Source organism: Allotamlana fucoidanivorans (genome assembly GCF_006265225.1).
In the GTDB taxonomy this organism is placed as follows: Bacteria; Bacteroidota; Bacteroidia; order Flavobacteriales; family Flavobacteriaceae; genus Allotamlana; species Allotamlana fucoidanivorans.
In genome coordinates, this window is the sequence record NZ_VDCS01000016.1 from 77,954 (window position 1) to 90,644 (window position 12,691).

The following is a 12,691-nucleotide window of genomic DNA, read 5'->3' on the forward strand; positions in this document are numbered from 1 at the left end:
AAATCGTTAATGCACAAATGTATTTATTCAGAAACAAATATCAAATATATAATTTACTAAAATAAAGCGCATATGTATACAATTTAAATGTATAAGACAGAAAACACTTCACTTTTATAACACAATGCGCTACATCCTATTTAGTTTCCGAAGTTATAACGAATAGTAACTCCTGAACGTATAGTAGTTTGAGGGAATGCCGTTGATATGGCATATTCAGAAAACGTATAATCAAAATAAAAAATACCTGTTAAATTTTTACTGAAGGCATAATCGGCAGAATACTTAACACCCCAAATGGTTTGCCCTGATGTTATTTGGTTATTATCTAAATCTAAATACCTTACAATTGTTTTGTTATCACGTACAGACACGTCGGCCTTCATATTCAAATCGCTAACAATACGCTTTTGCGGCCCAGCCAGCTTTGATCGAATACGTAAATCTTTTATTCTATAACCCAAACCAAGTATAAATTCGTTTCCTTTAACTTCTGTCATTAAATTATTATCAAAACTTAACGATAGCAACCTATCCTTTTTAACCTCTGCTAAAATTTTGATAGAATTTTTCATTTCAAAATCAAGACGCACCAAAGGACTAAACATTTCTGTTAGGTTCACATTACTGTAAAGCGTTTTATTCTTGTAATTACCAGCCTGATCTAATGCCTCCTGTGGTTGATCGGGATAAGGTAACCCAGGAACAGGTTGCTCATTAGCATCAGGATCGAGATTTAAATTAAGATTGGTTGTGAATTGGTTGATATTATAACTGGAACGATATCCATGTGTTACTGAAAACCGTCGGAAATGGTTCTTAAACCAAGTAAACTTCATAAAACCTGTATACTTTAAATCCCAATTAGGAATGGGAACATCTCGAAGCGCTCTTGTTTTAACCTTATTTGCATCCTGACCTTGATAGGCTGCTAAAAATGAAGGCAGCAGTACTTTCTGATTGTTTTTACCAAACCCAAGTGGATAACCTTCTTGATCTCTCCCATAATTATCAGTGCCGTAAAAATCACGGGCCAGTCGTTCTGCCACTTTAAGCCTGTTAGATCTAAATTCAGTGAATGCCTTTGAAGATACTTGATCACTCTTTTCAAACGCCGTTGCAATCATGATACTTGAAATACTAAAATTACCAAAGGTATTTGGTGTTAAAGATTGGTATTGCAAAGTACCACCAAGGTTGTCTACGCGATAATTTTCGGCATAGTTTTTATAATAAGTTCGGTTACCTACAACATCTATTTTTAAATCTCTGACAGGTTGCAAGCTTGCAGATAAATCAATTTGCTGTGTATGTGTGGTTGTATACTGTTGATTGAATTCAGGAAAAACAGTTAACCATCCCCGTTTGGCTGCTGCATATCTTATATCACTTTGGCTACCAAATGTAAATCCGACAGTTGGTTTTAAGGTACCTATAAATCCAGGTGTTTGCATATAACCAGGTAAAAACGTACCGTTGTTTTCTGAATAATTTGCTTGTATTCTTTTAATACTGGTTAAAATATCTATTCCTGCATTTAGTAATTTTCTACCGCCTTGTCCCTTTGACTTTGATGGCTTGGCTTGATTAGCGTTAGCTCCTGGAGGGCCACCAGCAGCATTTCTACTACGCACTCTGGTTACAGGCTTTTTGGTTAAACCAATGTATTTATACAAACGGTTCATATCTAATGAGGTATTCAAATTATGAACATTTGAATTCTGAACCGTATTTCCTAAATCATAACTTGTTCCATTAAGCTCAACATTACCAAATAAATCAGACCCTTTTTGCCATTGAAACGTACCATTGTACTGATAGGTGGCATCAACAAAACTAAACATTGGAATCTTATTCAGTGGTATTTGATAAGTTAAACCCAAATTTTGACTTTGCCTATTTGGATCTCCAAAATCAAGTATACCATCCCAAACATCAAGATTTTCATCTTGTTCTCCAGCGATTAAGTCATTATTCTTAAAATAGTTTCTTACAATATTATTGTTGGCCGCTGTAAAATTAAGCTGCAAAGACTTTGTTAGGTTATAATTGATGGTATACTGAAAATCAAAAGTGTAATTTCTTCTAAATAATTCTTCTATGGCAATGTTTTCACCTGTTAAATCAACTTCTCTAAACTTTTGTCTGTTAAATTGTCTGTTTAAGTCTGTATTAACTGTAAAACTTGTAGGCAAGGGATTAAAGTTAAAATCTTTTAAAATCTTCCAGTACTTACCTATAAATAATGAATCATTCTTTTTAAAGGGTTCTACTGATTTTGAATTAAAATTATGGGCATAATTAGCTCCCAGTCTCAGCATTTTATTCTCCGACTTTTCTATTTCAAAATCTCTGTGCTCTACTTTATTAAACGAATAGTTTAATGTAAAATTCTCAACATCATAAAAACGTGGCTTCTTATCTGTTGTTCTAATTTTTCTAACCCCTATAAAATTAATGCTTTGTCTTTTGGTATAATCTTCAGATTGTTGACGAATGACTTCTTTTTCTTCCCTGGAATTTGCTGCATCTAATCTAGAATTGAGGGTTAAATCTTTATAGAACTGGTCGTATTTTGGTGTTATTAGTTCCTCGCTTTGTCCATAATTAAAAGGCACCTGAACCCCCCATTTTTTGGGTAACAACTGTCCTACATTTACATTAGTTACCACATCATATTGTTGTACATCTTCTAGACTACGCTGGCTTGGCCCTTGTTCTAAAGACCCAAAACCAGAAGTACTTTGTCTGCCGGTTGCACTCACGTTTGCAAAATCAGCCACATTAGAATCCATACTTACCACAGCAGCCCATCCGCCTTCATTGTCTAAATCAGATAATCGTAATTCATTAAACCAAACTTCGGCACACAGCTCATCTCCTGTAGTTGCATTTTTAACCCCTACCATTAAAGATCTTATATCGCCATAGTTAGGATTTCCTTTTATAGCCACACGATGCTGCCCTAGAACATAGCCTGAATATGGATTACTTACCTCAACAATATCACCGTCAATAACATCATAAAACGTTGGGTCTTCATTACCCAAGGTCATATCTGAAATGCCTTGTGCTTTAATTTTGCCTAAAATTTCTATTGGCAGATTGATTTCATTATTTGTAGGCCACAATCCATCTCTTGTGGTTGATGTGGATACTTGAAGAGGAAGCTCTATTTGATAGAAGTTATCTACTAAATCATTACCCATTCTAATAAATCCAACCAAATCCTTATCACCAAGACCTCCCATGGCTTTATCTTGATCTTCGGCATGCATAAACATGCGCATCTTTTTATACTGACGCATGTCTATATTAATGTTTTTGAAAACGCCCCTAGAATCTTCGGGTTCTAGTCCACAAACTTTCACCACTAATGACTGTTCGTTTTGCCTTACTACGGTATTATTATTAAACAATCGTTCTGGCTCAATACCTGGTGGACTTTGATAACGGCCATCATTTTCAAGTGTACCTATAATTCCTACCGTAAATTCGGTTTGCGGATCATCAGGATCTGGATCGTTCTTATCTAGTGGTAAAGTGAAACGTCTCCAATCACTTCTTACCAAATCTAAAGTTCCAAACCTAAAGACTGTTGGCTCTTGAAACTCTTTTAAATAAATTCTTGCAAATCTTACCGATCTTAAATCTGTAATTCCGCCTACTTCTTTTACATGAGGACCTTCAACGGGAATTCTAAACTGATACCAACGTACTTTTTGGGCAACATCTCCGTTTGGCAATTGCCTGTCTCTTTCCTTAAAATCTCTTAAGAACTTTTTTAACGGGTTAGTTTCTGGAAGATTCTCAAAATCGGATTGTGATGTAGGCAAGTTTTGCCGCGTTAATTCTAACTCATATTCAAAATAACTATCAATAGTGTTCATGGTATTATCACGATTGATATCTTCCACATCCGGTTGTGTATTAGCGCCTCGGTCTGTATTTGAAAACGAATCTGGCGTATTTCCTTGCACGCCGTTATATCGTTTATACCGCTCAAAAATATCACCTTCTGCATTTAAAAAATAGGCATAATTATCATTAGCGGGATCATCTAGAGAGGCATAGTTTGGATCTAGACCGTTCTCTGTTATAAAGTCCCTTTCAGCCTGATCATTATAGCCATCATAACCAACATCTTGATTAATGCGTTCTTGACCTTCAGAATCAAAGGCATAAATTAACGATTGATTTTGTGGGGTTACGGTTCCCCAACTGGTAGGTGTTAATAAAGAAATATCACCATCTTTTGGCAATCCGTTTTCATATAACTTCTTACCATCCTTTATAATATCTTCAGAAATATTTCCCAAATTAAATACCAGCTTTCCTCCAGGGTTATTTGGGTTTCCTTGAAACGGATCTTGCACCCAAAAATCGATATACTCTACATTTTGCTGTTCAAAATCTGTTGATGTGATTTGTCTGGTAATACCCGCCCAACTCTCTGCGGGGTTGGGAATAGTGCCATTTGCTGCATTGGGATCAAAATTATATGGTCCTCGCTCATTAGGGTAGTAAGCCAAATCTAGCGTGAACAACACGGATGTTTGCCCTTGTACTAAATCACGATCTGGAAATAATTCATTGATAAAAACACGACTGGTATAAAGCCCTGATAAGTCATCATCTGAAATACCTGTTGGCCTTTGGCTGCTATAAAAAATAGGATCAATAGAATACCAATTTAACATCGCTCTCTGGTAGCCATTCTGAATGCCATTTTCATCTTCATTCGGGTTACTAGGTACGTTCAAGTCTAAAGGTCTACTTGATAAAAACCACGATAGTTGCGATTTTAAATCAATACCATTTTGTGAGCCTTCAAAATCGTCAATATAAGACGTGGCTTCTCCATTTAAATTGGTTCCTTTTGGTGCTCCGGGGGCTAAATAAGCAAATTCTCCTCTAAGCGAAAGATTAGATTCTACATCGGTATCAATATTAGGAAGTTTATTAACTAATCTAGTAAGGAAAGGCACTTTAGTAGCATAGTTACCATTAATTCCAAAAATAGAATTATTAATAGACTCGGTTCCATAGTTTGCCTTTTGCGTTATGGGTCGCTCATTCAGATTAAGCAGTGTTCCTCCTAAGACAAAATTTTCATTGAACTTATGCTCAATATTTACGCCTGTAAAGCGTCTTGTTTGTTGCCCAAAAACAGCATTATTCTCGGTGGATACTTCAATAGGTGTATTTGAGGCTTTTAAAGCTTCATCTAAAATTTGAACACGTCCCAACTGATAGTTTACCGTATAATCGATTCCTTCAACAAGCACGCGCCCACCAGCCGTTACCCTTACAGAACCACGAGGCACATTGAAAGACCCTATTGGAATACCATCTCCACCAGACGCTTTATACCTTCCCTTTAGTTTAAACTTATTTTTTTCAACCTCCTCGAGTGCCGCTGTTTTTGTACTCTTGTACAGTACATCATATACATATTTAGCTTGATCTGGGTTAAAAGAAGTTATATCTTCATAATTACCACCTCCCAAAACATTAAATAAATACTCACCAAAAGGCTCTGCACTAGTGAATACAATTTTTCCGTTTTGAGGAATTACCGTAATACCTGGAACAAAATCAAAAAAACCATCCCCACGTGTTTGTGGGTCATTATTAAAATTCAATTTATCTAAGTTGAATACACGCAGTAAAGGTACATTTTGAAGTAAATCCTTTTCATTTGTACCTCCCGATACAGGATTACCATTAATATCTAAATCAAATTGATCTCCTACAGGTTTTATGAAATTTAATGGAGATGCCTCGTTATAGAATATATTCAGTTTGAAATCATCTTGACTTAAATTATAAGCTCCCGTATCATAAATGTTTTTCATCATTAAATCCCACACAGGTAAGGTAACGCTGGTCACACTGCTCTTTAGCATTTTAAGCACTAGGTTGGTGTTAACCACGTTGATTACATTACCATCAGGATTGGTTTCAACATTGGTAGCATCAATACCATCATTAGCAAATTCACCTACTTGATATACTTTTCCGCCAAGCGTATATTGAAAAGCCACGGCCAACACTTCATCATTATTCAATCTTTGATTTAATGAAATGTATCCTAATTCTGTATTTAAAGTATACTCTTGACCCACCGTTAGTTTTCTAGCATTTTCAAGTTTGGCGTAATCAAAACCTTCATTAACATTTGATACTAAAATACCTGATTGCACTGTAGCTATATCTCTAATAGCCTCCGTAAGTTGTGAGCCTGCCCCGCCAATATTTGTAGGATCAAAATTATTATTACCATTGTCAGGTATGGCACCAGGACCAACATTAATAAAACCAGGAGGCGGTGTTTGCAATCCTAATTTATCCGATTCTCCAAGATCTTGAAGTGCTACAACATTTCTAACATTTTCGGTTCTGTTGCTACGGTTGGTCACCCAAACTTCAAGTCTAGTAATTTGCAACCCTTTATTGTTGATAAACGGATAGTTTTTAAGCGCTTCATCATAAGTATCTCTAAAATACTGCGCTAAAAAGAAGTGTCGGTTTTCATCATATTCCCTAATAAAGAACTCAAATTCTTCAAGAGTACCCCCTCCTTGTGCTATCACGGTATTTGACTGTGATTTCTGTTCAGAAAACACCCCTGTAACCGTGGTTTTACCAAACTGAAGCTGTGCCTTTACACCAAACAAACTTTGCGCTCCTGTAATCAAGGAACTGTTAAGCGGCATGCTTACATTACCTACTTCAATTTTTTGAACAATATCATCTTCTGTTGGGGTATATTCTAATTTAACGAGGTTTTGAAAATCGAAAGTAGATTGTGTATCGTAATTCGCATTAATCTGTAACCTTGTGCCTACTTTGCCCAATAAACTTAAACTGATGCGTTGATCAAAATCAAAGGTAAAATTACTTCTGTTTCTTGGAGAAAAAGATGGATTGTCTTGTTTTGAATACAACACCCCTAAGTCCATTTCAACAGAACCTTGCGGAATAACCTCAATGGTATTTCCTCCAAAAATGGTTTCAAACAAACCTGATTTCACATAAAACTCTGGCAACAAATTTTTACGTTCATCTTCGGCACCATCTTTCTTACCATCAAAAGCATCAATCTTTTGCTTGTAATAACTTCTTACGTTTTCTTTAGCAACCAAAACATAATACTCTTCTGGCGTTAAAATGACAGGGTAGTTAATATTAAAACTTCCTATTTTTTCAGTATATATATAGCGATCTGTTATGGGATCATAGGTATATTTTGACTCAATGCTATTAGGGTTTGGAATATCAATTTTACCTAAACTAAAACCTGTTTGTACAGAGTCTTTAGGCTGAGGTGTTTGCTGAGACCATAAAATACATGAGAAACTCAACAAAATCACCAAAAAAAAGTATTTCCTAATAGATTTATAAAATAAACGGTTAGTTATGTTCAAAATATTCTATAAGTTTTTTAAAGCCTGTTTGATCAAGGTTTCTACATCCGCATCAGGTTGTGCCACCAAAATTTTATCTACTACACGTTCTGCCTGTTTTTTAACAAAACCAAGAACTTCTAAAGCAGATAACGCTTCATCTTTGTTGGTATTGCCTTTTGAAACCGAAACTTCATCAATATCGTAAATCTTTAAGATTTTATCTTTCAAATCAAGAATAACACGTTGTGCCGTTTTTGCTCCAATACCTTTAATGGACTGAATTAAGGTCACATCACCTGTACCGATTCCTTCTCTAACCTGTTTTGGTGTTAAGGAAGACAACATGGTTCTGGCTATATTAGCACCTATGCCACTTACAGAAATCAATAGTCTAAATATTTCACGTTCAGCTAGAGACGAAAACCCATACAAGGTATGCGCATCTTCTTTAACCTGAAGATGTGTATATAGTTTTAGGAATTCACCATCAGGAATTTGAGAAAAAGTATGTAACGAAATATGCAACAAATAGCCCACTCCATTACAATCTATAACCACATGTGTAGGATTTTTATCAGTGAGTTTTCCTTGAATATGATTTATCATGAATAGCAATTGGTTAATCGATCAAATGTAATAAAATTATTTACATATTAATCTATTCACTATCGGCATTTGCATTCGGATTTCCTTGTTTATACTGCGCATCAATAACAGCTATTGCCGTCATATTCACAATTTCGTCTACACTAGCTCCTAATTGCAAAATATGAACAGGTTTTTTCATACCCAACATAATTGGACCAATAGAATCTGCTTCATGTAATTCTTTTAATAGCTTATAAGTAATGTTTGCCGAATCTAGATTAGGGAATATCAAAGAGTTAACTTTTTTACCAGCTAATTTAGAGAACGGAAATTTTTCTCGAAGCATTTCATCATTTAATGCAAAATCGGTCTGCAGCTCTCCATCTACAATCATATCTGGATGATTTCTATGTAAATAAGACACCGCTTCTCTAACTTTAGAAGCTCTTTCGTTGTCTGATGACCCAAAATTAGAATAGGAAATCATAGCGGTTACAGGGTTTAGTCCAAACATTTTTATAACCTGAGAGGTCATTTGTGTTATTTTGGCCAGTGTTTTCCAGTCTGGATCAATATTTATAGAGGTATCACTCAAAAACATGGGACCTCTTTTAGTCATCATGATATTGGTGGTTGCAACCTTACTTACCCCTTTTGCCATACCAATAAGTTCAAGCATTGGTTTTACCACGGTTGGATAGTTACGAGAATACCCTGAAATTAAACCATCGGCATCGCCTTCATTGACCATCATGGCTGCAAAATAATTTCGTTCACGCATCAAGCGCTGTGCAGAATACAGTGTAACCCCTCTTCGTTGACGTTGCTTCCAATAAACTTCGGCATAACGATTTTTACATTCGTTTTCTTCTTCCGTTTTAGGGTCTCTAATTTCAATATCACCTTCAAACTCTATTTCTGCCATTAATGCCTCAATCGTTTCTCTTCTTCCTAAAAGAATAGGAATAGCAATACCCTCTTCATAAACAATTTGTGCGGCTTTCAAAACATCTAAATGATCAGCTTCAGCAAAAACAATGCGTTTAGGGCTTAACTTAGCTCTGTTTAAAAGTAGTCTGACCAGTTTATTATCTGACCCCAGCCTTTCTAGTAATGAATCTTTATACTTTTCCCAATCTTTTATTGTTTTATCAGCAACTCCAGATTCTATAGCTGCTTTAGCTACAGCAGGAGGAACTTCGGCAATTAGCCTTGGATCAAATGGTTTAGGAATAATATAGTCTTTACCAAAGGTTAATTTTGTTTCCCCATAAGCCACATTAACTTGTTCTGGAACAGGCTCTTTGGCTAGTTTAGCTAAGGCTTTTACCGCCGCCATTTTCATCTCTTCATTGATTTTTGTTGCCCTAACATCTAAAGCACCACGGAAAATGAACGGAAACCCTAAAACATTGTTTACCTGATTAGGATGATCACTACGCCCTGTGGCCATAATAATATCCTTACGCGTAGCTACTGCTAATTCATATTTTATTTCTGGATCTGGATTTGCCATAGCAAAAACAATAGGATTGTTTGCCATAGCCAATAACATGTCTGGTGATACAATATTAGCCATTGAAAGTCCTATAAATACATCGGCATCTTTCATGGCCTCATCAAGTGTGTCTATTTTTCTATGTGTAGCAAATTCGGCCTTTTCTTGCGTTAAATTTTCCCTATCGTCTCTAATCACCCCTTTACTATCAAGCATCACCATATTCTCTTTCTTTGCTCCACAAGCTTGATATAATCGAGAACAAGAGATGGCAGCAGCGCCAGCGCCGCTTATCACAATCTTTACATCTGCCATGCTCTTTCCTGCTATTTCAACGGCATTTATAAGAGCCGCCGCAGAAATAATTGCCGTTCCATGCTGATCATCATGCATCACAGGAATATTGAGTTCTTCCTTCAGCCTGCGTTCAATTTCAAAAGCTTCAGGGGCTTTTATATCTTCTAAGTTGATGCCTCCAAACGTTGGGGCTATATTCTTTACAGTTTGAATAAACTCATCAACATTTTCAGTACCTACTTCAATATCAAAAACATCAATATCAGCAAAAATTTTAAACAACAAGCCTTTCCCTTCCATTACGGGTTTTGATGCTTCCGGCCCAATATTACCTAACCCTAAAACAGCGGTACCATTTGAGATTACTGCAACCAAATTTCCTTTTGCGGTGTACTTATAAGCAGCATCCTTGTTTTTCTCAATTTCTAAGCATGGGGCGGCAACTCCAGGAGAATACGCTAAAGACAAATCTCTTTGAGTTGCATATTTTTTTGTTGGAACTACTTTTATCTTACCAGGCTTTGGTTTTGCATGGTAAATTAGGGCCTCTCTTCTTTTACTCTCTTCGCTCATAAAAATGGATTTTTAACTGAACTAACAAAGATAATAATCCTTTCTACGTATGCGTCATTCTTTTAAAAAATTGATATAGCTTTTGTATTATAACAACATCACGCTTTAAAAAATTGCCAAACTTGTTGTTTGTAAGATCTTGAAACAGTAAGGCTCCAGGTAGAATTTACCACAACTTCCTTTCCTTTTAGTAGGGAGAACTCCGGATTGACCAAAAATGACCGATGAATCCTTAAAAAATCAGGGAGCCTATTTTCCCATTCCGATATTTTTACGGTATTCTTATAGTTACTTCCGTCAATTAACATAACTATTGTAAAATCACTTCTACTCTCTATAAAAGCTATTTGATTTATTGGCAATACGGTTCTTTTTCTATTACTATATATAGTAACTGTTTCTCGTTTTTTACTCGAATCATTCTTAAAAAGCACATATTCTAGCAGCAAAAAAAAGCTTAAAACTAACCAAATAAAAACTGGATTAATTAAAATTTCATCTATAATATTGGCCTTTAATTCAATGAAATACCAATAAACAATAGTAACCGCTAGGTACCCCCAAAACAGCGTAATTATAGCAAGAAAAAAGAATCGATTCCATTTTTTTATTCCTTTTAAGGGTTTTATTTTGGTAATACTATGCTTTACAATGAAAACAACTGGCAACAAAAACAAGGCCACAAGCCAAGCATTCCAAAATACAGGTAATGAATTTTGAAGCAAAATGGCAATAATTAGCGACGCAACTAACCAAAATATAATTTTATAAATAGAAGTTCTTGTCATATTTCAAAAATATAACAATTCAATAAGAATGTCCTTTTGAAAGTGGGTGCCTCCTATTTAATATCGGATTTAACACCTCCAGCTCGGTTTTTAACATGCTTAAAAACAGATGTTATTCATACTTTTGAAGTATCAATTTAAAACAAAAAATTATGTTAGATTTATTTTATCAAGGTGGATTATTATTTATGACCTTATTAACCATTTTATTAATTGGTGTCATTGTATCATTTTTGAAATTCCCAAAGTGGACTAAGGAAGTGGGATTATTAGCGCTTTCTACCGGAATTTTAGGTCAAATTATAGGTTTGTATTCTGCTTTTCAAGGCATTGAGCAAATGGGAGCTGTTAGCCAGCAAATGATGGCTGGTGGATTAAAAGTGAGTTCTATTACAACTATTTATGGCTTAGTTATTTATGTGATATCATTACTACTTCAATTAGCTAAAAAAATTAAACTCAGCTAATCCGATATAGACAATGATGTCCTAGATTTTCAAAAAATCGATATTGCGTTTTAGTCCTGAAAATTTGGTTCGCTTAACCGCTGACTTCTTAAACACTTTACTAAAGGTTTCTTGAGTTAGGTCTTCCCAATCTCTTTTAGTCATGTTAAGCAATTCTGGGTTCGGATTAAATAAAGGTTCGCTATGAGGTTTCGAAAACCGATTCCAAGGACAAACATCCTGACACACATCACAACCAAACATCCAATCGTCAAACTGATCTTTGAATGCTGTTGGAAGATTATCTTTTAGCTCTATAGTAAAATACGAAATGCATTTGCTGCCATCTACCACATAAGGTGCTGTAATAGCTTGTGTTGGGCATGCATCAATACAAGCTGTACAAGTCCCGCAATGATCTGTAGTGGGCGGGTCATATTCTAACTCTAAATCTACTATCAATTCAGCAATAAAATAAAAGGAGCCTACCTGCTGGGTAATTAAATTACTATGTTTTCCTATCCAGCCTAAACCACTTTTAGCGGCCCATGCTTTATCTAATACTGGAGCTGAATCAACAAACGCGCGTCCGTTAACCTCGCCAATTTCATCACGGATACTTTGTAAAAAAAGTCTCAGTTTATCTTTAATCACAAAATGGTAATCTGTTCCGTAAGCATATTTAGAAAGCTTGTAGCTATCAGTATTTTGAGTCTCATTAGGGTAATAATTCAGAAGCAAGGATATAACACTTTTTGAACCTTCAACAAGTTTTGTAGGATCCAAACGTTTATCAAAATGATTTTCCATATACTGCATCTTACCATGCATGTTGTTTGTCAACCATTTTTCTAATCGCGGTGCTTCTTCTTCAAGAAACTGGGCTTTGCTAATACCACAAGACAAAAAACCGAGACGCTTAGCTTCGGTTTTTATAAATTTCGAATGATTGTAGCTCTTCACTTTCTAAGTTCAATTAATAAGTGCAACACGAATATTTAAAATAGATGGGGCTAGCCCCATCTATTTTAGGCTCAATATTTATATTCGTTTTGGATGAAACATTATAAACAATTGACCTTACCACAA

6 protein-coding genes are annotated in these 12,691 nt (G+C 35.4%); 1 reads left to right on the forward strand and 5 read right to left on the reverse strand.

What is annotated here, in order from left to right:
• Nucleotides 1–140: 140 nt before the first annotated feature.
• The 4 genes from sov to FGF67_RS15415 all read right to left on the reverse strand — a co-directional run bounded on the left by sov (nucleotide 141) and on the right by FGF67_RS15415 (nucleotide 11,156).
• Nucleotides 141–7,430 (reverse strand): T9SS outer membrane translocon Sov/SprA, encoded by a 7,290-nt coding sequence (gene sov / locus FGF67_RS15400; RefSeq protein WP_139698652.1) that lies wholly within the window; start codon nucleotides 7,428–7,430, stop codon nucleotides 141–143.
• A 6-nt stretch (nucleotides 7,431–7,436) separates the two neighbouring features.
• Nucleotides 7,437–8,018: a Holliday junction branch migration protein RuvA gene (gene ruvA / locus FGF67_RS15405; protein WP_139698653.1), complete on the reverse strand. Its 582-nt coding sequence runs from the start codon at nucleotides 8,016–8,018 to the stop codon at nucleotides 7,437–7,439.
• A gap of 52 nt (nucleotides 8,019–8,070) precedes the next feature.
• Nucleotides 8,071–10,368 carry an NADP-dependent malic enzyme gene (locus FGF67_RS15410; RefSeq protein WP_139698654.1) on the reverse strand — a complete coding sequence of 766 codons (2,298 nt, stop codon included), beginning with the start codon at nucleotides 10,366–10,368 and terminating at the stop codon, nucleotides 8,071–8,073.
• 98 nt (nucleotides 10,369–10,466) lie between these two features.
• A complete protein-coding gene (locus FGF67_RS15415) occupies nucleotides 10,467–11,156 on the reverse strand; it encodes a LytTR family transcriptional regulator DNA-binding domain-containing protein (protein ID WP_139698655.1) in 690 nt (229 codons plus the stop codon).
• A 152-nt stretch (nucleotides 11,157–11,308) separates the two neighbouring features.
• Between FGF67_RS15415 and FGF67_RS15420 the strand changes: the two genes are divergently transcribed.
• On the forward strand, nucleotides 11,309–11,623 hold the full coding sequence (locus tag FGF67_RS15420) for a MotA/TolQ/ExbB proton channel family protein (protein WP_139698656.1): 315 nt from the start codon (nucleotides 11,309–11,311) through the stop codon (nucleotides 11,621–11,623).
• Nucleotides 11,624–11,644: 21 nt separating this feature from the next.
• On the opposite strand, the gene queG is transcribed toward FGF67_RS15420, so the two are convergent.
• Nucleotides 11,645–12,565 (reverse strand): tRNA epoxyqueuosine(34) reductase QueG, encoded by a 921-nt coding sequence (gene queG, locus FGF67_RS15425; protein ID WP_139698657.1) that lies wholly within the window; start codon nucleotides 12,563–12,565, stop codon nucleotides 11,645–11,647.
• Nucleotides 12,566–12,691: the final 126 nt, after the last annotated feature.

Coding starts and splice junctions, on each gene's coding strand:
- ruvA (WP_139698653.1), bottom strand. CDS start 8,018: ATGATAAATCATATTCAAGGAAAACTCACTGATAAAAATCCTACACAT.
- FGF67_RS15410 (WP_139698654.1), bottom strand. CDS start 10,368: ATGAGCGAAGAGAGTAAAAGAAGAGAGGCCCTAATTTACCATGCAAAA.
- FGF67_RS15415 (WP_139698655.1), bottom strand. CDS start 11,156: ATGACAAGAACTTCTATTTATAAAATTATATTTTGGTTAGTTGCGTCG.
- FGF67_RS15420 (WP_139698656.1), top strand. CDS start 11,309: ATGTTAGATTTATTTTATCAAGGTGGATTATTATTTATGACCTTATTA.